The following is a 21,887-nucleotide window of genomic DNA, read 5'->3' on the forward strand; positions in this document are numbered from 1 at the left end:
AAATATACTTCTTATCTTATTGAAATCATTGAATTTATTTTGATCCCTCTTTTCGACACCTTTCTAAGACGGGGAAGAAACTCCCCGTTAAAGGGGCCTTTCAAAGACATTATCGTCACAAAACGAAAAAGGTTGTTTCATCTTGCACTTCACATCACAATTTGGTTACTCACCATTTGCTGCGCCCATCGAGAAACCCATGAAGCAAAAACCATCTCCTCCAAACGGTAAGTCTGCCGAAGAAATTCGCTATCAGAATATTATTCTCGAAGATATGCGATCCCAGATTCAAACGATCGCTGAAGGACAGATCTCTCTTCGCATAGAGCTCAATACGAAAATTGATCATCTCGATCAAAGACTCACCCCTGAAATCAAGTTTACTCAACAGGTTCTAAAAACAATAAATGACAACCTTACAGGTGAAATTCAAAATTTACGCGTTGATGTACAAAGAGTAGACAATAGCCTTAATAGGGTAGAAACCAAACTCAGCGCTGATATTCAAAGAGTAGAGAAAAAATTGACTGCTGAAATTCAAAGAGTTGAGCTGACACTGTCAAAAAAAATTGATCGTCAAGGTGAAAAAGTCGAACGACACGATCAAGAGATTATTACGCTCAAAGCTGCAGCTGCTGCCCTATAATCGCACTATTTCAATCTAATTTTTCCTCCTCCGACAAATACCTTGTAAGCGGTGGGGAGACCGTCCTGAGTAAGGAGAGTGTGTTCACCTGGACGAGAAGAAGCTTGACTTGCAAAAAAGGAAGGAAATCGAGCTGAAACAAGTCCCTCTAAATTTTCAATCCCACCTTTAACCATTCCTCCTTTTTGTTGCAAACGGCCATATAAAGAATCGAGTGTTGATCGAGCTTGGACAATAAATACTTGATCGGCTGCAGATTGATGATTGGGATGTCGAGCTACCACATTCAGTGCATCACGAATGACAATACATCGATCGATGTAAGCTTGACGGCTCCTATTTTCTGGTGGTGCATTCTTTTTGAGTTGATCCCATTTGTCGGGTTCTGGTGGAGGACTCGCTTCTCCTTCTAGTTTAGGTGTAGGAACAGGAGTATCTTCGTACCGTCTCGACATCTCTATTCCTTCTACTCTTCCCATCGGACCTGCAAAATCATCGGATGCTGTTCCGGGCATGGGACCAATTGCGACAGCTCCAGATCCACCTTGGCCATAATAAAGATCCGGTCGATGCTGTCTGATGAGATCTTGTACTCTGCCTTCATCCCATTGAATGACATTGTATGAAGGATTCATCGATTGAGGTAATGCTGCCGGAGCCGCTATTCCCAAAAGTCCAGTTCCTATCGCTGCACCAGTGGCGACTGTTCCCGCTGCTGGAAGACTGATACCTCCTCCAACGATTTCTGGCGTCCAGGGAAGCACCGCAACACTTGCAAGGGCTATTGAGCCAAGTTCAGTTTCAGAAGTCTCTTCTGGCAATTGTTTTGTAGCAACCTTTGCAATTCCATCAACAAAAACATCATTCCAGAGAAGTGGACTCCCACCGAGAGTTTTTCGGATATCGTCAGTTGTGATTGATCTTGCTTGAGCATGAATGAGACTATCTAAACTACCATCAGCAATGTCGTACAGATCACCTATGGCAGAGGCTTGTTCAGATGAGAGAGAGAGAGAGAGAGAGAGAGAGAGAGAGAGAGAGAGAGAGAGAGAGAGAGAGAGAGTCGGAAAGGGTTTCAGCAAATTGAGGCGTCGTTATTTCTTGAATTTTTGTCATGGCTTCGCTCCTTTTTTCTGGATTCCTGCTTTCGCAGGAATGACATTTTTCACCAGATCCTTTATTCATGACTACTTTCGCCTTTTCTCCCAAAAGGTTGCGTGAAATCACATGTTTCCTTTTCGGCTAAAGGTTCAAACAATTTATTTGCAATACAGTGCTGCTCGAATAACTCACGACAATCATTTGCCGTCACTTCATTATACATCTGCGTTTTTGGTCCGTCAGGACCAGGCATGAGATTTTGTTCTCTGTAGGTGGAAAATTCTTCTTCGGAAATCGGACCGATCACGAGAACATTTGGACCTTTCGTGCATCGACCATAACAACCGCCATCAGCGACAAGAATATCTTTGGAGAGCCCTTTTTTTTGCACGAGACATTCAAAAGCTTCTTTCGTATCGCGCGAAAAATTGGCAGTGCAGCTTTTCCCTTTGCAGACACAGATTTTATATTTAGAGACCATACGCAGGATAAAACAAAGACTCCTCAAAAGAACAAGGTGTATTATGGCATACGATCGTAAAGATCATTACTACAAAAAAGCAAAAGCAGAAGGGAAAGCATCGCGAGCTGCATACAAAATAATGCAACTTCAAGAACGCTTTCGTCTTGTGCAACGTGGAGATCACATCATCGATCTCGGCTGTGCTCCTGGAGGCTGGCTTCAGGAACTCTCGATCCTCACAGGGCCAGAAGGAAAAGTCATCGGTATCGACCTCCAACCGCTGACAATTTCACTGCCGAAAAATTCAATGTTTATTCAGGGATCCATCGAAGACAATGAGAGCGTGCGCTCTCTTCAACAAACACTCGGCACCAAAGCAGATCTGATTGTTTCTGATATAGCTCCGAAAACATCGGGCGTTGCGTTTGCTGATGCCTATCGTTCGTACGAATTGGCACTGCTTGCTTTTGAAACCTGTTTGCAATTATTGAAATCAGGCGGAAGTTTTGTCGCCAAAATTTTTACTGGTGAAGAACTCAATGAATATCGAATGAAACTCAAACCTTATTTTGAAAAAATCTCAACGGTGACTCCACCTGCAACGCGTAAATCTTCAGCAGAAACGTATGTTATTTGTGTCGGTTTTCGAAACATAAAAAAATCCATCTGACGATTTCATCAGATGGATTTTATATGGGGAAGGAGATGGGGGATGTTGGTGCGAGGGCTTTCTCCTTCCCCCCTGCCCTCGCAAACTTTGATGCGATATTGACAGAGGAGAGATGCTCTCCTAGGTTCGGTTTTCTTATCGCTGTCAGAAAAGAAAGGTTGCTCCCTTTTTATGGTGAAATTTCTCCCGGTCTTAAAGCATATCCTTCCCTGGCTTGCCGCCCTTGCCATTTTTGGCTATCTTTTTCATCTTTATCCCATAGCCCAAGTCTGGAAAGCCGCTCAATATGTGCAACCCCTCGCTTTTTCTCTCTTTGCCCTCGGTTATTTTCTTTTCATTTTTTTGACTGATACCGCGGTCACAAGGTGGGTCATTGCTCGTTTTGCGAAACCGATCCCCTTCTTCGATATTCTTGGCGCTCGAGGGGTCACGTACCTCATTATGGTTCTCAATTATCCCGCAAGCCAAGCTGCCTTTGCCTATTATCTGAAACGACGCTACAGCATTCCGATCTTTCATTGCCTCAGCATGTTTCTTCTTATTGTCGTGGTCGATCTTCTGTGGGTGACGACACTCGGATTTGCAGGAAGCTTTGTGAGCACGGTTCAACTCGGAACGGTCAATCTCCAACCGACCATTCAAATAGCGGCGCTTTGTATTTATGTTGGATTTTTTTTATGGCTTCTTTTTTGGAGAAAAAAATTTCGATTTCCCTTTCTTGAAAAATTTCGAACGCATCCAAGTTTTTCTATTTTCGCTCAAGCAAAATTATCTGACTATCTCTCCATTGCAATCATGCGGATTCCTATTCACTTCACGCTTATTATCTCCATGTATATTGTCGTGCAGACGTTTCAAACGCACATTCCCTTTCTCGAAATTCTTGCAAAACTTCCTGTAGTCTTTTTCATCGGTACCATTCCGATTACTCCGGGGGGACTTGGGACCACCAATGCCGCGATGGTAGAACTCCTTGCTCCTTCCATGGTCAGTTCTATTTTTGCCGAAGGGAAAGTAACCCCTGCAGAACTTATGTTTACGATTACCATTCTCTGGGTCTTCGCGAATTATGTCCTCAAAATCTTATCGGGCATGTTTTTTTTGAAACGCATTTCGAAAAATCTCTTTAAACCGACACCCGATGTCCCCCTTGAAAAAGCCGAAAAGGCAGCTCCTCATCTGGGAGGAAACATTTAACATCCTGCCTGATTTCGTGTATCTTTAGGCTCGTCACGCCGAAGCCCTTCGACAAGCTCTGGGCGGAGGCGGAAAAGTTGGCGTATTCCTTGCATATTTAATGTTTTTGTAACCCTCCACTGAAACTTTGGAGGGTTCCCCTTTCGGGGAAGCGGAGGCCAACATGAAGAAAAAAGAACTCGTCGAGGGGGCAGAACTCACCGAATATTTCCGCGAAAAAATTCAGCACGCACTGGCCATTACCAATGTCGAAACCAGTGAAATGACAGAATACTATCTCGTCAATCTCCTCCATGAATTCCGCCGTGCGGAAACACTTCATGCAAAAGATGGAGAACAGGAGAAACCTCTGGCCATTCTTTTTCTGGAAGCGATGGAAGGAAATCTGGGAACAAAAACGCGATGCCTCAAAAAGATCGGAGACATCTCACTCTACACCGCTGGTTTTTTTGCTGACAACGTGAAGGAAAGTGTCGTCAATCTCAGTTACTATATTTCCATGGGTGGAAGCGCGTATCGCAGCCTTGCTGCCATGTTCGAAAATGAAACAACTTTTGGTGAAATTTATCATGAGCTCGGTGAAAAATTTTCCAGCTACGTCAACGTACTCACAGAAATTGCGCCGTGGCATAATGCGGAAAATTATCAAAATCTCATTCGTCTCTATGAACGTTGGCTTTTCAAGCGCGACGAGAACGTCGCGAATCTCTTACGTCGTCAAGGGATTGTCATTGATCCCCTGGCAAAGAGGAACATCCAATGAATTTTTATGAGATGTATTCCCTCTTTCGTCGTTTCTATCACGTCGCGGAAGCGCCTGAAAAAATTGACTCCTATCTTATAACTTCACTTTCGTTTCCAGCCACATCTCTCTTCCACCACATCGGTCACCGTTTATCACATCGAGAAACATTATTCGTGCGTGAAGAAGAAAATGCAGTTGAACTTGGTCTTTATATTGCTCCGGAAATCCTTCAACATCTGGAAGATCATCGAGCATCGCTCGATGACATTGCGTGTGCAACAGAAGGTATCAGTCATTTTCTTTACATCGTTGATCGCGCTTCAAAAAACCAGAGTTGCACGCTTTTAGAACTCGAACTTCAAGCAGAGGTCGATAAATTTTTATCTCTTCATCATCTGGCACTGACATCACACCAATCGTGCGATTCACTTTTCCGTCAACTTTTTGAAAACTTTACCTACGATGACGCTTTAACCACAGAAGAAAAAAACAGATACCAAACCGCACATCATCTTGCCGCGCATTATTGTCATTACCTTCAAGAGCGTTACTTTCATCCTTTACGGAAAGCTGAACTTGCTGAAGAAGCCCGCAGATTCTTTCAAAAACGCTTTCCGGAGAAGATGAAATATCTCATTGCATAACCTTCTCTTTCCCCTTAGATGCTTTTTCCATGCAATTTTTTCTCTCTCTTATGGCCATCGTTTTTGTAACGTGTGGGACAGATGGCAATACTGGAATTTCTAGCGATATCTCTCTCAACATCACACCTGTTATTACTCGTATTTCACCGTCAAGCGCTGTCACCGGAGATGAAGTCACTATTTTTGGTCTCGGATTTTCTGTGGTTCCACAAAAAAATATTATCTCTGTTGGTAATGCAGCCACTTCAGCGGAAACATACTCATTGGTAAGCCCACCGGCAGAGGGAGAAATAGAATCGATTACATTTCGTGTACCTGCTGGAGTCACTGTTGGCGCAAATTCCATTTTTGTCACCGTTGGGGAAAATACGAGTAATGCAAATATGAATATTACGATTAACTAGCGTCTGTTTTCAAAGAGTGTCATCGCGAGCCCGAAGGGCGTGGCGATCTCCTGAAAAATACTATCTACAAGAGATTGCTTCGTCACTAACGCTCCTCGCAATGACATACAAGGTTTTGAAGAGAGACATTTTCGCCGAATAGGATTTTAAAATGAACGACCAGGAACTGACCTCAAAAGTTAGAGCGCTTCTTCAGAAAAAAGTTTCTCTGAGCGTTCCCATCGAACGAATCGAAAAACTTTTTGGCGATGCATCAGCGCGCGTTTACACGCGTATCTTTCTGACGAATGGACAAACTTTTATTGCAATGCAGATGCCAAAGGGAAACGCTTCGGAAGAGATCACAAATGTAAAGCAGGCACCAGCGCAGCTGCCTTTTCTTAATATTCAGCGCTTTTTGAAAGAGCGAAAGCTTCCTGTTCCTCAAATTTTTGCGTACAACGCAGAAGACGCCTTGATGCTCCTCGAAGATTTAGGCAATACGGTTCTCGCCCATAAAGTGACGAATGTTCCTGAGTCGACGCAAGAAGAGTGGTACTTCAAAGCCATCGATCTTCTCTCTCTCTTTCAACAAAAAACAAAAGAACGTGATCACGATTGTATCGCCTTCACTCGAAGTTTTGATGCAACACTTCTGAATTGGGAATTTGATCATTTTTTAGAATATGGTCTTGATGCTCGTGGTATTCATCTCACCCAAGAAGAGCGTGAGCTTTTTGAATCTGAGACACGAAAAATCACGGAAGAAATTCTTCAGTTTCCGACGTGCTTCACCCATCGTGATTTTCAAAGCCGAAACTTAATGGTTCGGAATAATGAACTGGTGCTCATCGATTTTCAAGATGCCCTTCTAGGGCCCGCAGTTTACGATCTGGTCGCACTTACACGCGATTCGTATATTTCGTTGTCGAAAAACCTTTTGAAAAAATTAATTGCTTATTACGCACAAAAAACAAAACAACCAGAAGACGCGGTGCGCAAGCACCATCAACTGATGACCGTGCAGCGAAAACTCAAGGATGCGGGACGATTTGTGTATATCGATCAGGTGAAAAAAAATCCTCATTTTCTCTCTTTTATTCCGACTTCACTTCAATATGTTCAAAATGCTTTGCAAGAGCTTCCTGAGTATAAAGCGCTTTATGAGTTGCTGGCAGCATGCCTTCCGGAGTGGCGATGACCATTCAACGCGCAATGCTTCTTGCAGCGGGGTTTGGAAAACGTCTTCAGCCCCTCACGAACAACGTGCCAAAACCACTTATACCGCTGGATGGAAAACGACTCATCGATTTTGCGCTCGAATATCTCGCAAAAGGAGGCGTAAAAGAAGTGATGATCAATTTACATCACCTTGGGGATCACATTGAGACGTATGTTGGCGATGGATATCGGTATCGATTGCGGATTTCTTATTCCCATGAAAAAGTAATTTTGGGAACTGGCGGTGGCATTAAAAGGGCTGCACCCTTTTTTAACCACGAACCGTTTATTTGTTTAAATGCAGACACACTTATCAATTATGATCTTAAAAAACTGCTCGCACATCATATGACACAAAAAGCTGATGCGACAATGGTGATTCGCCCGCTTCAACCGCACGATCCCTTTCAAGCCGTCACTCTCAATGAACAAGGAACAGTGACAGGTTTTCAAAGCAAAGGAGATTATTTCTACACCGGTCTTCAAGTGATTGGACCGAAGCTCGTCGAGCTCCTTCCAGCAGCAGGACAACCTTCATGCCTTATCAATGACGGGTACATTCCTCTTCTCAGATCAAACGGAAAAGTCGCCTCCTGTATTCACACCGGTTATTGGAATGATCTTGGAACCCTCGAACGATACGAACAAGCCAAAAAAGATTTTGCTCAGAAAAAAATTAAGTAGAACCAGCTTCAAACCAACGAAAGACAAGTCTCCCCTCTTTATCGTGAAAGAGACCGATGAGGATTAACACCAAATCAACAATCCACCAAATACCTAAACCGCCAACCGTCAAAAACATGAGCACTGCTGTTCCCACTTTTCCGACATAAAAGCGATGAGCTCCAAAAATTCCTAAAAACCAGCAAAGTAACAGTGTAACAAGACGTGAACGTGGTGAGTGATCCATATATCCTCCTTAAAGAAAATATCGAAAGACTTCGTTTGAGAGTTCAATGCTGCTAACGATAACTCAACAGTTGTCTTCTCATCAAGAAAAAGTTGTACTTTTTGAAGCTTTGACAGATTGGAACTGAAGAACGTAATCGTCAAAAGAGGCAACTTTTTTACAGGAGAGGCGATCATGCATAAGTAGTCATTACTATACCGAATGAGTTTTTTGCTCGCACGGTGTCATTCCTGCGAAAGCAGGAATCCAGCCATTTATAAGCTTTTCTGGATCCCCGCCTACGCGAGGATGACATACTAAAAAAAATAAAAATATGACTAGGGCGTGTCCTCATTTGGTAGAATGTCATTCCCGCGAAAGCGGGAATCTCCAGTGTTTGAAGGAGATCCCCGCTTAAAGCATGCGGGGATGACAAATCATCGAGATTCCTTTTTGTTTCAAATAGTTACGCCTCAAATGAGGACACGCCCTAAACCTTCTCCGACAAATCTCACACACGCTTTTGTTCAACTCTTTGGGCTCAACGACTATGACACGAATGGTCGTTATGAACAAACATTCGCTCGAGCCGTGCAAGAAACGGGAGAAGTTCCATCTGCACTTTATCGTGATCTGGATGTCATCGATGGTAAGGAAGGAAATGGTTTTACCGAAAATGACGTTAAAACTTTTATGCAAAAATTCGGATTAGATGCTCTTCAAAAAAAATATTATCCTTTTTACTCATTTCAATATCGAGAGCGATGTCAATGTATCCACATAACAGCTTTTGAGAACACTTTAGAGGGAAATGTCCCCTTCGACGATAAGCACGTAGCAAAGACACTTCGCCGAATCGGGCTAGAGCAGAACGAGCTCAAGTCTCTGAATGTCCTTATTCCGGCCGTCTCATATCAACCAGATAAACCACAACTGATTGCTATCGAGGATGTACATGGCAACCCCAAACACGGCGCTCTCATTTATAATCTCGCTTCACGTTTTGCTGAAAAACGGCGCCAGTTAGTTATACTCTTTGAAGAAGCAAGAGGACCCATTCGTTATGATGTCCGAGAGGCTCGCAAAGATTGGGACATCATCCAATATATTATTTTAAATACATGGTACAAGGATCCGAATAGAGTTCCAAATGGCGAGACAACTGAAGGGCGAGCTATTCGGATTGCTATTAGAGCTCGCATGCAAGCTCGTGACATAAGTCAAACGACGATTAAATCGCTCACCGTTGAACAATTAAAAGATTTTTTTATTGCACATCCCGAATTCAAGACAATGATTCTCGCAATCTCACCTAGTCTTGTTTTGTTCTGCGACTATGGCAATCAACTGCTCATCGCAAATAGCGAATCGGAAATACCTCTCAATTTCAAAGTTCCTTCAGAGAAAGGAGACCATCGCACACCCGACATGCCTGAAATGAATACTCTGCTCCAGGCTAAAGACGCCACCTTTCGTGACCCTGCAGTTAAACAGAACCCCGTACTTGCGAGCAAACTCGTGCTGAGGGATCCCCTACTCACCCTCGTAAAAGAGGTAGACAGAGCATCTCAGGAAAGAACTAGAAGATGGGCCACCAATGTTCTAAGTTTAGCTCAAGACGAAGCTTCCTGTGGAAAGAGCAGTGAATGCATTGTTATCCTTTTCGGAGGAGCGAGTCACTTTCCTCTCCTGAAGGACGAATTAGACGGAAAAATCTCACTTATGTTTTTGCGACCTGCGAACTAAAGAAAATGTCGAAAGACTTCGTTCGAGAGTTCAATGCCTAAAAAAGTTAACGTAAAAGAATTCTCATGTCGAAGAAGAAGTTTTTGTTGTTCAAGTTTTTTTGTCAGTCCCGGATAAACAGATTCGAGTGATACACCAAATCGTTTCTCAAACTCAGATAGTGAAATTCCCTCTCGCGTTCGTAGTCCCAAAAAACAAAACTCAGCCATTGCAGTTTTGTGATCAATGACATCGACATCTTTTGGTTCAAAGTCTCCTTCAAGATAACGGTGGACGTTACGAGTGGTTGTAAATCGCTCCGCGATGCGCCTGTCTGCTTGACCTTTGTGCGCGCGGTCCAGTTGGTCCGTGCTGACAAAGGTCTGCACAGCGGCGCATGGAGATGAAAGAAACGATACAGCACCGCTTCCAAGTCCAAGATATTCTCCATAGCGCCAATAATTCAGATTGTGTCGCGATTCAAAACTTGGACGCGCAAAATTCGAGATCTCATATCGATGCAATCCTGCTTTGTCTAAAAGTTGATGAACGAGACGAAATTGCTCAAGAGATGTTTCATCATCAAGTTTTGGTGGAAACATCTTTGTCATTCCCGCGGAAGCGGGAATCTCTTGACTGTCATGAGATCCCTGCCTTCGCAGGGATGACAAGTCTCTATATCTTTTCTCCAGCAGCGTTCCTGGTTCGAATGTCAATTGATACGCAGAAATATGATCCGGCTCAAACGAAAGCGCTCGTCTGATATCATCTTCCACTTCTTTCGTTGTTTGTCCTGGAATGGAGTAGATCAGATCGCAACTGAGATTTTGAAAACCGGCTTCTCTCGCATCGATAAGCACATGCTGAACATCATCAGCTGTGTGATCGCGATCGAGAAAGGTGAGATATTTTGGATTGAAAGATTGAATACCAATCGATAATCGATTCACTCCCGCTTTTTGCACAGACTTTAACCAATCGATGGCGCTGGTCCGCTGCGAAGTTTCGTCAGCACGGACCGACTGGACCGCGCCACCCATTGGATTCATCTCTGATGTAATTTCAATATCAGCCGAAAACGAAAATATTTTGTGCAGTTCATTCAAAACATTTTCAAAAAATGAAGAATCCATGAGCGATGGTGTTCCACCACCAAAAAAGACTGCGTCTACTTTTCTTCCTTGAAGCGAATACAACGGAACCAAAGAGTGCAACTGCTTTATAACCGCTTGGGTATAGGCATGATGCGGAATCTCATCGCGTTTCGTCGGCAGCGAATGAAAATCACAGTATCCGCACTTCACAATGCAATAAGGGATATGGATGTAGATGGTGAACACCGACGACCAATAAGTGTCGGATACTTTCTGGTCAATAACCTAATTCATGTCAGAAACTGTCGAAATATGACAGTTTTTAACATATATCTTGATTGTTTCAATAAAATTCTGTAATTTATGCTAACAACTGTCAAAAAATGACAGTTTCAAACTTATTATGAATCAACTTCTCGCAAAAATTAAAGAGAAGATTCCTTCTGAATGCTTCACGGACACCGAACTTGCCACCATTCTGGAGGGATCTAAGCATCGCCGCTATGGCCTCGTGAAGCGAGCCATCGCTCACGGCGATCTCATTTCGCTGCGCCGTGGACTCTATTGTCTCGGCTCCCTGCATCAACAATCTTCCCTTGATTCCCTCGCATTAAGCCAACGTCTGTATGGTCCTTCCTACATCAGTTTTGAACTTGCTCTCTCCCACCATGGATGGATTCCTGAAGGGGTGCACGTTGTCACCGCTGCTTGTCTTAAACGCTCGCAACAATTTAAAACACCCCTTGGAACTTTTTCCTACCGACATGTAAGCTCAAAACCTTTTTTCGCAGGAGTCCGCACGATTCCCCTTGAAAAGGGAACGATCTTTATGGCCACTCCCTGGAAAGCACTCGCTGATTATATTTTTTTCTTTCACAAGAAATGGAAAGGGCTCACACCCCTTCTTCATTCACTCCGAATCGACGAAGATATTTTTCAACAGATGAACATGGAAGAATTCACTGAAGCAGAACAAGCTTATAAAAATCATCGCGTCATATCATTTTTTGCACATCTTCGAAAGGATCTCTTGCTATGAGCACAAAAATTCTTCAGGATCGACTTGATACCTACAATGCTCAAACTTCGTGGGAAGAAGAGATCGCGCTGAAAGAAATTCTTCAAGAGATTATTCTTGCAGCTCTTGGGAGAACCGATTTTTTTAAATATGCTGCGTTCCAGGGAGGAACAGCTCTTCGCATTCTTTATAGTCTTGAACGCTTTTCCGAAGATCTTGATTTTATTTTGCAGCAGGAAGAGAAAAGTTTTGCAATCACATCTTATCTTCAAGCAATCCAACTTGAATGCACCTCGTATGGTATGTCACTTGAATTTCAGGATCGATCAAAAGCAGATCAAGCTGTTAAAAAAGCTTTTCTCAAAGACAATTCTCTCGGTAAAATTTTGCACATCAAACATCCCAGCATCTCTTCGCCTTCAACCCCTAAAAAACTACGCATTAAACTAGAGATCGATACGAATCCACCTGCAGGGAGTCATACAGAAATCAAATATCTGAACTTTCCCTTTGCTTCAGCTGTAACGATGCAGAATCTTCCAAGTCTTTTTGCAGGAAAAAGTCACGCGCTGCTCTGTCGCGAATATGTGAAGGGAAGAGATTGGTACGATTTTCTCTGGTACGTCGTCCGAAAAACATCTCTCAATTTTGAATTCCTGACACAGGCTTGTCGACAACAGGGACCATGGAAACATCAAACGATGGTGATCACCCAAGAATGGTATTTGCATGAAATGAAAAAAAAGATTGAGTCCATCAATTGGCAAGAAGCGCAACAAGATGTGATGCCATTTCTCCGTGCACATCATCTGAAGTCTCTTGAACTCTGGAGCACTGATTTTTTTCTGGATGCACTTCAAAAACTTGAACAGATCTTATCTGAAAAATCCGTAAGCTAAAACCGCCCTGACACGGAAACACCAGGCGCTGCTTCTCGTGTGGACATTTGGGTCGGAAGAATGGTGATTTTTGCTTTGGCAGGAGTTGCTGCGCCAACACCAAGACCAATAGCGCCACCAATCAGAGCACCGAGAGGAAAGGAAAGAAGATAAAAAGCTGCTCTCATAGCTTCACAATCATCAGTTTCTATTGCATTTCTACAATCCGAAACTGAATTACCGATAATCGCAGTAGTGCCAAGCACGCCTGCACCAATAAGTGCACCATACCCCAATCCTGCGAGAGCACGATTGCCAACGCGTTCAGTTCCAACACCATCGATTCGATAAATATGCTCTGGCTTGAAGAGATACGTTTTCCCTTCTTCACTCACCGTCACACGCACATTCTCTTCGCTCCATGAAAGATGTGTTCCCGGCTCTCGGATTTTTCCATACTCGCGCACACGAACAGTGTACGTGGAGGTCAGTTCAAAAGGGGTCTCTCCCCACTTTCCATATCGATGTTTCGGAATGTCGGATTTTTTCGCGCAAGCAAATGCGTGGAAGAAAATGAACAAGAGCAAAAGAGATGCTCTTTTCCTGTTCGATCTTTTTGTCTGAGCCATAGCATCAATGATAAACCTCAGACCAATAAGTGTCTGACACTTATTGGTCAAAATTGGATTATCGTCTCGTCATTACTCTCGCCAAGGACTCTAGCTGACATAACTGATCATTGTCATCAATTTCAAAACCTCCTGCAATTCCAACGTACGGCGAAAAAAGCCGAATTTTTTTGTGATCCTCTCCAGAAGAAGTAAGAAAAGCACACCCTTGAAGCATCTGATTTGCAGACCAATGTGCCTTACGAAGAGCATCAATATGTTTCTGAAGTACAGAAGGAATATCATCGAGATTAAAATAAAAAGCAGACATGAACCCGCAAGCATCTCCAAATGCGGGAGAAAAGCGTGTTGCGGGCATTTCCCTCATGAGCGAAGAACGAAAACTATAACTCTGAGGATCGCTGAGATCATGAATCATAAAATAAAAAAGTGTGTGATAAGAATTGATATTTACAAAGTTCGCATTCGGGTTTTCATGAGCCACAAAATATGTTTCATCTTGAAAAAAAGGAGCTACCGATGCATCCCAAATGTCTCCCGATAGTGCACAAGAATTTCCTGACTGTTGAAGAGCTTCACCCCAACGCGTGAGAATATCGTGCAGAACAACAAAACGATTATAGTCGCCAAAAAATCGCTGAAAAGCAGTCTGCTGCAAAGACGAAAGATGTTCTACGTCAGCAAAGGCTCCCACAACTATTTTGCTTAATTCAAAACGGGCATAGAGAATTTCTTCCTCTGTAGGATTTATTTTGTTCTTCAAAAAATCATCGACAGAGAGAATGCCATCATCCGTTCCAAAAGAATCATAATCTCCGAGTCTTTTCTGAACACGAAGATCTTCAACCTGAATACTCAAAGCGCGATCGCGAACTTCTTTCACAAGCATAGTTTCACCTTTCAAGAGGGTTATCGCAGATTTTAAAAAAAGTTGCGTCCATTCCCAATAACTAACTCTCAATTATTGGTAAATGATCTTTAAAGAAGCGGCTTGTCATAGCGGCGAAAACCCGTTAGGAGCGGTGTTCATGTCAGATAACCGACAACAACGCGTGAAAGCCTTGAAACAGGCGCTTCAGGAACGAATTCTCGTCCTTGATGGGGCCATGGGGACAGCACTGCAAGGTTTTAATCTGACAGCCGATGATTTCGGAGGAGAAAAATATGAAGGATGTAATGAGCATCTGATTCTGACGCGGCCCGATGTCGTTAAAAAAATTCACAACAGCTATTTAGAAGCGGGGGCTGATATTATTGAAACGAACACATTTGGCGGCACTCCTCTGGTGCTCGCTGAATACGATTTGCAAGAGAAAGCATATGAGATCAACAAACGTGGTGCTGAAATAGCTCGCGGCTGCGCTGATTCCTTTTCAACTGCTGCGCAGCCACGGTGGATTGCTGGTTCCATTGGTCCCACCACAAAAGCCATTACGGTCACTGGCGGTGTTACGTTTCAACAACTCATTGATCATTTTTATGCGCAAGCAAAAGGTCTCTATGATGGTGGTGTCGATTATTTTCTGATCGAAACCTGTCAAGATACGCGCAACATTAAAGCAGCTATTCTTGGCATTCAAAAATTATTTCAGGAAGGGCGACAGCCCCTGCCGATTGCAGTTTCCGGAACGATTGAAAACACCGGAACTATGCTGGCTGGACAATCTGCTGAAGCACTTGTCGTTTCACTTTCACATCTCGATCTTCTCTATATCGGTATTAACTGCGCTACTGGTCCTGACTTCATGACCGATCACATCCGTTCGATGTCAGGGCTAGCGCCCTTTTCTGTTGCTTGTGTGCCAAATGCCGGCTTGCCCGATGTCGATGGAAATTATCTTGAGACACCACAAATGATGGCAACGATTCTCGCACGCTTTTGCGAGGCGGGATGGATCAATCTCCTCGGCGGTTGCTGTGGCACCACTCCAGCGCATATTCGAACATTTGTGGACGTGGCAAAGAAATATCGACCGCGTGTTCCAAAAAAACAAGGGACCAGCCTTTTGGCGGGGATTGAACTTCTCGAAGTCACCGATGAAAAACGACCGATGCTTGTGGGAGAGCGAACCAATGTCATCGGCAGTCGAAAATTTAAAAAACTGATTTGCGAAGAAAAGTTCGACGAAGCGAGTGAAATTGCGCGAGCGCAAGTGAAAGCTGGAGCTCATGTCATTGATGTTTGTCTCGCAAATCCTGACCGAGATGAACTGTCAGACATGAAACAGTTCCTCGAAAAAGTGATTCATAAAATCAAAGTTCCACTCATGATTGATTCCACGGATGAAAAAGTTGTGGAACTGGCACTCACCTATTCTCAAGGCAAAGCCATTATTAACTCTATTAATCTTGAAGATGGCGAAGAGCGCTTTGAAAAAATTATTCCACTGGTGAAAAAATATGGCGCTGCTGTTGTCGTGGGATGTATTGATGATGACCCACAACAAGGGATGGGAGTCACACGAGAGCGCAAACTTGAAATTGCAACACGATCGCATGAACTCCTTACCAAAAAACATGGTCTTCCTTCTGAAGATATTTACTGGGATCCACTTGTCTTCCCATGCGCGACTGGCGATGCACAGTACATCGGTTCTGCAGCAGAAACCATTGAAGGTGTCGGACTCATCAAACAAAAACTTCCACAAACAAAAACGGTTCTGGGTATCTCCAATGTCTCGTTTGGTTTGCCGCCAGCTGGACGCGAAGTTCTCAATTCTGTTTTTCTTCATCATTGCGTCAAAAAGGGTCTCGACCTCGCAATTGTGAATGCAGAGCAGCTCGTGCGCTTTGCTTCTATTTCAGAAGAAGAGTTACAACTTGCGGATGACCTTCTTTACAATCGTGGTGAAGATCCAATCGCAGCTTTTGCTGCGTTCTATCGTGGAAAGAAAAAAGAAAAGCAGGTCTCTTCTCGCGAGCACATGTCGCTCGATGAACGACTCGCCGCATATATTGTTGAAGGAACAAAAGATGGTCTCTTTCCAGATTTAGATGCAACATTAAAAGAGGAGCGCAGTCCTTTGGAAGTAATCAATGGCCCTCTCATGAAAGGGATGGATGAAGTCGGTCGTCTTTTTAATAACAATGAATTGATTGTCGCTGAAGTGTTGCAAAGCGCTGAGTCGATGAAAGCGGCGGTTGAATATTTAAAACCACACATGCCAAAAAATGAGAACACGTCTTCCCGCGGAAAAGTTATCCTCGCAACGGTGAAAGGTGATGTGCACGATATCGGAAAAAATCTCGTCGAAATTATTCTTTCGAATAACGGATTTGAAGTGGTCAACCTTGGCATCAAAGTGCCATCAGAACAGCTGATCAAAGCGATCTCAGAGCACCGCCCTGATATCGTCGGTCTCTCAGGGCTTCTCGTGAAATCAGCGCAGCAGATGCAACTGACTGCTGATGATTTGAATCGTGCAGGCATTGATCTTCCGATTATGGTGGGAGGCGCTGCGCTTTCAGAAAATTTTACCAATAAACGCATCGCTCCTGCATACGGCGAAGGAACAGTGGTCTATGCAAAAGATGCGATGGAAGGTTTAAATCTCGCGCGTCGTATTCGAAATCCGAAAGAATTTATTTTGTTGAAAGAAAAATTAAAAACAAAGCAAACAGCATCGGTTGAAAATGAAAAAATTGAGGCGCTGAAACAAGAATCTGCGCAGCAGAGATCTTCTCTCATAGAAACAGCGTCGCTTCCAGTTCCACCTGATTTTGAACCGCATATTCTTACCAACACCCCGCTCGATCACATCTGGCCCTACATTAACAATCTCATGCTCTATACACGTCATCTTGGTGTGAAGGGAAAATATGTAAAACTCCTGGATGCAAAAAAATTTGATGAACTCAAAAAGGACCCAGAAGAAGGACGTAAGGCCTTTGAAATATTTGAAACGCTTGAAGAGCTGAAAAAAGAATGCCGCGCTGGCCTCATGCACGTGAAAGCGACCTTTCAATTCTTTCGTGCAACAAGTCATGGCAATACAATAGACCTTTTTCAAAACGTTGTTTCGAAACGGGTCCTGCCGTCTGCGGTGTTCCGGCCCTCCCGCTTATCGCGGGAGACCCTCCCGGAAGCACCTCCGACGTCACCCGATTCATGGAATTTTGAAAAAGATCTATTGTCACCAGATGCAACCTTTACATTTCCACGACAACAAAAAGAAGAGGGTCTATGTCTCGCTGATTATGTGCTTCCAAAAGAACGAGATGCTATTGACACCGTCGCTCTTTTTGTTGTTACGGCCGGAAAAGGCATTCGCCATCTCGCAGAGAAATGGAAGCAAGAAGGACTTTATCTCAAATCGCATCTCATCCAAGCACTCGCGATTGAAACAGCTGAAGCCTATGCAGAAATGTTACATGCGAAACTTCGCTCTATGTGGGGTTTCCCTGATCCAATTGACATGACCATGATGCAGCGCTTTCAAGCAAAATATCGTGGCAAGCGATATTCTTTTGGATATCCGGCATGTCCGAATCTGGAAGATCAGAAAACACTTTTCGATCTTTTATCTCCAAAAAACATTGGCGTCGAACTCACCGAAGGATTCATGATGGATCCTGAGGCGAGCGTCTCCGCCATTGTTTTTCATCATCCACAGTGTACGTATTTTGGTGTTTAAATGTCGCGTGCTTCCACTTGAAAGGTAGACACAACAATTTTGAAGAAAGGTCGATAAAGAGTCGTGACATTTATCAATTCTAAATCATTCTGTAAAATCGATATTCCTGAGGTTCCAAGAATCGAAGAACTCACCGTGGGAAATCCCGAGGTTCTGGATGAAGTTCTTCCTCAAATTGAAGCGCAACAACAGTTCATAGCAACAAAACCACAACATCATCTCATTGCAAAAAGAACTGCATTAGAAAATGAGGCAAAGACATTGAGGGATAAAGGTCCTCCTGAAGAAAAAGAACATGCGCGTCTTCTCGATATTGAAACACAACTCAAAGCCATTCCGCGAAGTGATGCTCCGATTACGATCAAGAGCAAATGGGATGCTGTCAAAATGCCGATCGTCAGTCGTCTCTTCGGCGGATTTGATTTCAATAACGACAATCATGAAGATTTTGTTTTGATTCGCTCCTTTACCATTTACGTTGCAAAAGGAGAAACACCTCAAACCATTTCCTTCGTTTCGAAAATTATGGGAACTGAAGCTTCAGACGTTTCAGGAAAACCTGATGCGCAGATGCTCGCATCTGCAGAATTTATGTGGTCAGAGAAACATGCTGTCAGCGAACGCATGGATGCGTTCCAAAAAGTCATTTTTCATGATGGAAAAGAATCCATCAAACTCTTTTTCTATAATGCCGACAAAATGGAACGACGTGAAGTCATTGTCCCTTCTTCCATTGCACGTTCTTCCCTCGAAGAAGCCTATCAAGCTGATCTTCGACTTTATAAACATATAAGTGAAGTGCAGGCCTATATTGGAAACTCTTCAGGATATTTTTCAATGTTACGCGGCGTTTCCATGTCACCAGAAGAGAAAAAAACCGCTCAGGCAGCGCGCGATAAAATGCACCCAACCCTTTATAGCCGTTCACATGCTGCTCTTCGTGCATTAAAACTCCGTTATGCAGAAGTGATGGGAGATCCACAAAAGAAATCATTTTATGAACTCCGAAAACCGGACCTTCTTCCTTTTATGTGCGCGATTATTAGAGATGCGGCTCAGTATACAACCTACACCGAAGAAGAAGAGGCGTTCTTTTCTGAACTTATTCCACAAAAGGCATACGGCATCTCTGATACGGCAGCAAAAACATTTGAGTGGAAAGGAGCAAAGATGGACCGATGGAAATTCTTTGCAGACCTTCGCATGATTTCTGATCCAATAGAACGGCGTGAACTCTTTCAAGCCTACACCCATCATCATCTTGTGGCGATGCAACAAAAAGATGGTCTTTTGCATGAAGAAAACGGCGAACTCGTTGTCATTCGCGAACTCAATGCACTTGCACGAAACCACGGGTTTCGCAGCCATGCTGATTTCATCACCAAAGTAAACTACGCCACAAGTGTCGAAGATGTTGATCGAGCTTTTCAAGAACATGCCGACAAAAAACAAAATGATGTCAATGCCTATGTGGCTGAACTCGAAGCCCTCAACGGGGGACCAGTTGCAGAATGGGATGTTCCCTATCTCACCCAACAACTCATCTCGTCACGTTTTGGTGGAAAAGAAATTCCTAAGTTGAGTATTGAAGAAGCAGGATCGGTTGCAAAAGACTATTTGCGTGATCTCGGTTTTGATTTGGATCAACCTCCTTTTCAGGGGAAAATCATTATGGATTTGTATGCCCGAGAGGGGAAAGATGCACAAACGCATGCACGGGGAGTACACGATGGGAGTTCTACTGTACTCCATGGAAATTTTAAACCAGGACAACAGATTTCGCTTGAAGAATTTAATGTTCTCCTTCATGAACTTTTTCACAATATTCATTTTATTCTTGGTGCAGAAAAAGCTGGTGGGAAGAGCATCAATGGTTTTTATGGACAACCACGAGTATGGGGAGAAGGGAGTGCTCAAGCCATTGCAAATGTCATCTATGAAAAATCATGGATGGATCGTTACTTGAAACTGCTTCCTCAGTTTGCAGATGACAAATTCCGTGCAGCCATCAGCAATGCGAAAAAAATTGCGATTGCGTATGAAGAAATGCAGTTCTTCTGTTACGCAAAATGGGAAATTAATCTCTACGAAAGAACTGACCTTCCTGTCAAAGATCGTCTGGCGCTTTGGAGAGAGATGTCCAAAAAATATCTTGGTGTTGAAACAATGGATATGATGGAGGGGGGATATCCCTATACACGAAGTCAATTCTCATCCTTCCCCATATACTATGTCAATTATGCTCTCAGTTCTCCTCTTGCAACTCCAGCTGTAGAAGCAATTGTGAATGGACTGAACGAAAATGATCTCCCAGCAGTTCAGCGTGCAGGAGTGAAAATGAGGAATATCCTACGCGCTGGAAGCCGACTCCCCACAACTGCAGATGTGAGTCGCGCTCTCAAAGCAAATTAAAATAAAACTCCTTTTCTCACGCTCATTTCCTTGTTAAGAATAGAAATCTTTTAGAGGAAAGCATGCGTCACATTTCAGGTTTTACGCTGATTGAACTGATCGTTACCTTGCTTCTTGTCGCGATTCTTGCGGTCGCGGCTCTTCCCCGTTTTATGAATCTCAGCACCGAAGCTGAAAACTCGAATGAAGCTGCTGTCGTCAGTGCTCTCAGAACTTCACTTCAGATATGGAAAGCCAATGATATGCTCCAAAATGGAGGGAGTGGCGCTTATCCTCCAGAACTCGATAGTAATGCGAATAGCAGTCCTTGTGCTTCGTGTTTCAGTACTCTCTTAGATTATGGAGTCACCGACAACAGTTGGTGGCGTATTCATGCAACACAGTACAGTTTCAGCGATGGAACAGATACCACAATTTATACGTATGACCCTGTCGCAGGGACGTTTCAATAATTTCTTTTTATTTCTCTAAAAATAAAGAAATTGTTTTGTAGAGTTTTTCGGCTGTCGCGAAAGCTTGTGCAGCATCGGTTTTATTGGGGAGACGATGAGGAAAACTTCCCGGAATCCCGTCGGGATATCGAGTTGGAGCGTAGTAAAGATTGAGCACCATCAGCGGTTCCTCAAAAACTTGGAGTATTTCTTCATTCACAGGAAGACATATTCGAAACAGTTCATTGAGATCATGTATTTTTTTAAACGAAATAGCGTGAAAATGAAGAAAGGCTTTCAATAATTTTTCAGCACATTGTTGAGCATGAAAACAGGCTTGTGAATAAATTCCTTCTTTGGAAAGAACATGCGCTGCTTGCAAATCCTCTCCTGCAAAGACTAGCCATTCAAGCGCCAGATCACGCTGCTTTGTCATAGAGCACTTTTCCTTTTCCCTTTATCTCTTCCGTAAAAAAAGGCCGTTCACTTTTCTCAGCATCAGCCCATTCCTTTGGCGTATAGACAAAAAAATCACACGCAAGCTTCGGACGAATGAGCTTCACCACTTCTTTTTGTCGATCCCAAAATCGTTTCTTCGTCTGCTTGATGATGACTAAATCGATGTCACTGCTTTCGTGAACTTTTCCCGCGGCAAGCGAGCCAAAAAGAATAATTTTTTCTGGCTGATATTCAGCAGCAAGTTTCGTGACCATACGCAAAAGCTCCCCCGTCAACTCACGCTCACGGATTGAAACCGTATCAAGCGCACGTTGAGTGAGCTTCTCAAACACGTCGCAGCCAACAAGAACTAAGGTGGGTTTCCCATGTTGCGTTAAGATCACCGGTTCTTTTGCTTCCAGCACGCGCTCAATGAGCTTTCCCGGTTCCCGCTGCATTTCCGTAGCGGTGGCTAAATGTTCTGATTTGAGTTGCATACGCCTCCTGTATTACGTATAAGATTATGTATTTTTATACGTAAAAATACAACTTCTTTTTTAAGGAGAGAAATATCGCGAAAACTTTTTTAAAAGGGCACCTCTGAGCAGACGGAGATTCAGATTATTTTTATCCCTCAGGGAATACAGACAGTAGGAATTTTTGCAGAAA

The 21,887-nt window shown here is 43.4% G+C and carries 22 protein-coding genes; 14 read left to right on the top strand and 8 right to left on the bottom strand.

From position 1 onward, the window contains the following. Positions 1-199: 199 nt before the first annotated feature. Positions 200-646, top strand: coding sequence for a hypothetical protein (locus A3C46_04835; GenBank protein OGQ22783.1), 447 nt, complete (start codon positions 200-202; stop codon positions 644-646). A 5-nt stretch (positions 647-651) separates the two neighbouring features. Here the strand turns inward: A3C46_04835 and A3C46_04840 are convergent, their stop codons facing one another. Then, a complete protein-coding gene (locus A3C46_04840) occupies positions 652-1,728 on the bottom strand; it encodes a hypothetical protein (GenBank protein OGQ22784.1) in 1,077 nt (358 codons plus the stop codon). 95 nt (positions 1,729-1,823) lie between these two features. Further along, positions 1,824-2,228 (bottom strand): hypothetical protein, encoded by a 405-nt coding sequence (locus A3C46_04845; protein ID OGQ22785.1) that lies wholly within the window; start codon positions 2,226-2,228, stop codon positions 1,824-1,826. 43 nt (positions 2,229-2,271) lie between these two features. Between A3C46_04845 and A3C46_04850 the strand changes: the two genes are divergently transcribed. The 7 genes from A3C46_04850 (at position 2,272) to A3C46_04880 (ending at position 7,754) form a co-directional block, all read left to right on the top strand. Further along, positions 2,272-2,880, top strand: a complete 609-nt coding sequence (locus A3C46_04850) for a hypothetical protein (GenBank protein ID OGQ22786.1) — start codon at positions 2,272-2,274, stop codon at positions 2,878-2,880. 171 nt (positions 2,881-3,051) lie between these two features. Continuing rightward, a complete protein-coding gene (locus A3C46_04855; GenBank protein OGQ22787.1) occupies positions 3,052-4,077 on the top strand; it encodes a hypothetical protein in 1,026 nt (341 codons plus the stop codon). A gap of 163 nt (positions 4,078-4,240) precedes the next feature. Then, positions 4,241-4,840: a hypothetical protein gene (locus tag A3C46_04860; protein ID OGQ22788.1), complete on the top strand. Its 600-nt coding sequence runs from the start codon at positions 4,241-4,243 to the stop codon at positions 4,838-4,840. After that, complete coding sequence (locus A3C46_04865; protein ID OGQ22789.1) at positions 4,837-5,466, top strand: hypothetical protein; 630 nt, start codon at positions 4,837-4,839, stop codon at positions 5,464-5,466. The genes A3C46_04860 and A3C46_04865 overlap by 4 nt, the downstream gene beginning before the upstream one ends. A 29-nt stretch (positions 5,467-5,495) precedes the next feature. Continuing rightward, on the top strand, positions 5,496-5,870 hold the full coding sequence (locus A3C46_04870; protein OGQ22790.1) for a hypothetical protein: 375 nt from the start codon (positions 5,496-5,498) through the stop codon (positions 5,868-5,870). Positions 5,871-6,021: 151 nt separating this feature from the next. Beyond that, the gene (locus A3C46_04875; GenBank protein ID OGQ22791.1) at positions 6,022-7,050 is read left to right on the top strand and encodes a hypothetical protein; all 1,029 of its coding nucleotides are present in this window, start codon (positions 6,022-6,024) and stop codon (positions 7,048-7,050) included. Continuing rightward, positions 7,047-7,754: a hypothetical protein gene (locus A3C46_04880; GenBank protein ID OGQ22792.1), complete on the top strand. Its 708-nt coding sequence runs from the start codon at positions 7,047-7,049 to the stop codon at positions 7,752-7,754. The genes A3C46_04875 and A3C46_04880 overlap by 4 nt, the downstream gene beginning before the upstream one ends. On the opposite strand, the gene A3C46_04885 is transcribed toward A3C46_04880, so the two are convergent. After that, entirely contained in the window at positions 7,747-7,980 is a 234-nt protein-coding gene (locus A3C46_04885) for a hypothetical protein (GenBank protein OGQ22793.1), read from the bottom strand. The genes A3C46_04880 and A3C46_04885 overlap by 8 nt on opposite strands. Before the next feature lie 408 nt (positions 7,981-8,388). Here A3C46_04885 and A3C46_04890 point away from each other — a divergent pair, with 408 nt between their 5' ends. Further along, a complete protein-coding gene (locus A3C46_04890) occupies positions 8,389-9,705 on the top strand; it encodes a hypothetical protein (protein OGQ22794.1) in 1,317 nt (438 codons plus the stop codon). Here the strand turns inward: A3C46_04890 and A3C46_04895 are convergent. Then, complete coding sequence (locus A3C46_04895; GenBank protein OGQ22795.1) at positions 9,702-11,024, bottom strand: hypothetical protein; 1,323 nt, start codon at positions 11,022-11,024, stop codon at positions 9,702-9,704. The two genes, A3C46_04890 and A3C46_04895, sit on opposite strands and share 4 nt — an antisense overlap. 157 nt (positions 11,025-11,181) lie before the next feature. On the opposite strand from A3C46_04895, the gene A3C46_04900 reads away from it, so the two are divergent. Both A3C46_04900 and A3C46_04905 read left to right on the top strand, forming a co-directional pair. Continuing rightward, positions 11,182-11,817: a hypothetical protein gene (locus A3C46_04900; GenBank protein OGQ22796.1), complete on the top strand. Its 636-nt coding sequence runs from the start codon at positions 11,182-11,184 to the stop codon at positions 11,815-11,817. Beyond that, entirely contained in the window at positions 11,814-12,695 is an 882-nt protein-coding gene (locus A3C46_04905; protein ID OGQ22797.1) for a hypothetical protein, read from the top strand. The genes A3C46_04900 and A3C46_04905 overlap by 4 nt, the downstream gene beginning before the upstream one ends. Here A3C46_04905 and A3C46_04910 read toward each other — a convergent pair. Further along, complete coding sequence (locus A3C46_04910) at positions 12,692-13,261, bottom strand: hypothetical protein (GenBank protein OGQ22798.1); 570 nt, start codon at positions 13,259-13,261, stop codon at positions 12,692-12,694. The two genes, A3C46_04905 and A3C46_04910, sit on opposite strands and share 4 nt — an antisense overlap. Before the next feature lie 100 nt (positions 13,262-13,361). Next, entirely contained in the window at positions 13,362-14,192 is an 831-nt protein-coding gene (locus A3C46_04915) for a hypothetical protein (protein ID OGQ22799.1), read from the bottom strand. Positions 14,193-14,331: 139 nt separating this feature from the next. Here A3C46_04915 and A3C46_04920 point away from each other — a divergent pair, with 139 nt between their 5' ends. From A3C46_04920 to A3C46_04930, 3 genes are all read left to right on the top strand, one after another. Beyond that, entirely contained in the window at positions 14,332-17,937 is a 3,606-nt protein-coding gene (locus A3C46_04920) for a methionine synthase (protein ID OGQ22800.1), read from the top strand. Between the two features lie 135 nt (positions 17,938-18,072). Continuing rightward, complete coding sequence (locus tag A3C46_04925; GenBank protein ID OGQ22801.1) at positions 18,073-20,349, top strand: hypothetical protein; 2,277 nt, start codon at positions 18,073-18,075, stop codon at positions 20,347-20,349. 62 nt (positions 20,350-20,411) lie between these two features. Further along, positions 20,412-20,801: a hypothetical protein gene (locus tag A3C46_04930; protein ID OGQ22802.1), complete on the top strand. Its 390-nt coding sequence runs from the start codon at positions 20,412-20,414 to the stop codon at positions 20,799-20,801. A gap of 7 nt (positions 20,802-20,808) precedes the next feature. Here the strand turns inward: A3C46_04930 and A3C46_04935 are convergent, their stop codons facing one another. After that, positions 20,809-21,216, bottom strand: coding sequence for a hypothetical protein (locus tag A3C46_04935; protein OGQ22803.1), 408 nt, complete (start codon positions 21,214-21,216; stop codon positions 20,809-20,811). Then, positions 21,200-21,493, bottom strand: coding sequence for a hypothetical protein (locus tag A3C46_04940; GenBank protein OGQ22929.1), 294 nt, complete (start codon positions 21,491-21,493; stop codon positions 21,200-21,202). Before A3C46_04940 ends, A3C46_04935 begins: the two co-directional genes overlap by 17 nt. Positions 21,494-21,887 lie beyond the last annotated feature (394 nt).

Source organism: Deltaproteobacteria bacterium RIFCSPHIGHO2_02_FULL_44_16 (genome assembly GCA_001798185.1).
Classification (GTDB): domain Bacteria; phylum UBA10199; class UBA10199; order 2-02-FULL-44-16; family 2-02-FULL-44-16; genus 2-02-FULL-44-16.

Excerpts from the sequence above, each read along its gene's own strand:
- A3C46_04835 (OGQ22783.1), top strand. The coding sequence starts at position 200 with ATGAAGCAAAAACCATCTCCTCCAAACGGTAAGTCTGCCGAAGAAATT.
- A3C46_04845 (OGQ22785.1), bottom strand. The coding sequence starts at position 2,228 with ATGGTCTCTAAATATAAAATCTGTGTCTGCAAAGGGAAAAGCTGCACT.
- A3C46_04850 (OGQ22786.1), top strand. The coding sequence starts at position 2,272 with ATGGCATACGATCGTAAAGATCATTACTACAAAAAAGCAAAAGCAGAA.
- A3C46_04855 (OGQ22787.1), top strand. The coding sequence starts at position 3,052 with ATGGTGAAATTTCTCCCGGTCTTAAAGCATATCCTTCCCTGGCTTGCC.
- A3C46_04860 (OGQ22788.1), top strand. The coding sequence starts at position 4,241 with ATGAAGAAAAAAGAACTCGTCGAGGGGGCAGAACTCACCGAATATTTC.
- A3C46_04865 (OGQ22789.1), top strand. The coding sequence starts at position 4,837 with ATGAATTTTTATGAGATGTATTCCCTCTTTCGTCGTTTCTATCACGTC.
- A3C46_04870 (OGQ22790.1), top strand. The coding sequence starts at position 5,496 with ATGCAATTTTTTCTCTCTCTTATGGCCATCGTTTTTGTAACGTGTGGG.
- A3C46_04875 (OGQ22791.1), top strand. The coding sequence starts at position 6,022 with ATGAACGACCAGGAACTGACCTCAAAAGTTAGAGCGCTTCTTCAGAAA.
- A3C46_04880 (OGQ22792.1), top strand. The coding sequence starts at position 7,047 with ATGACCATTCAACGCGCAATGCTTCTTGCAGCGGGGTTTGGAAAACGT.
- A3C46_04885 (OGQ22793.1), bottom strand. The coding sequence starts at position 7,980 with ATGGATCACTCACCACGTTCACGTCTTGTTACACTGTTACTTTGCTGG.
- A3C46_04890 (OGQ22794.1), top strand. The coding sequence starts at position 8,389 with ATGACAAATCATCGAGATTCCTTTTTGTTTCAAATAGTTACGCCTCAA.
- A3C46_04900 (OGQ22796.1), top strand. The coding sequence starts at position 11,182 with ATGAATCAACTTCTCGCAAAAATTAAAGAGAAGATTCCTTCTGAATGC.
- A3C46_04905 (OGQ22797.1), top strand. The coding sequence starts at position 11,814 with ATGAGCACAAAAATTCTTCAGGATCGACTTGATACCTACAATGCTCAA.
- A3C46_04915 (OGQ22799.1), bottom strand. The coding sequence starts at position 14,192 with ATGCTTGTGAAAGAAGTTCGCGATCGCGCTTTGAGTATTCAGGTTGAA.
- A3C46_04920 (OGQ22800.1), top strand. The coding sequence starts at position 14,332 with ATGTCAGATAACCGACAACAACGCGTGAAAGCCTTGAAACAGGCGCTT.
- A3C46_04930 (OGQ22802.1), top strand. The coding sequence starts at position 20,412 with ATGCGTCACATTTCAGGTTTTACGCTGATTGAACTGATCGTTACCTTG.
- A3C46_04935 (OGQ22803.1), bottom strand. The coding sequence starts at position 21,216 with ATGACAAAGCAGCGTGATCTGGCGCTTGAATGGCTAGTCTTTGCAGGA.
- A3C46_04940 (OGQ22929.1), bottom strand. The coding sequence starts at position 21,493 with ATGGTCACGAAACTTGCTGCTGAATATCAGCCAGAAAAAATTATTCTT.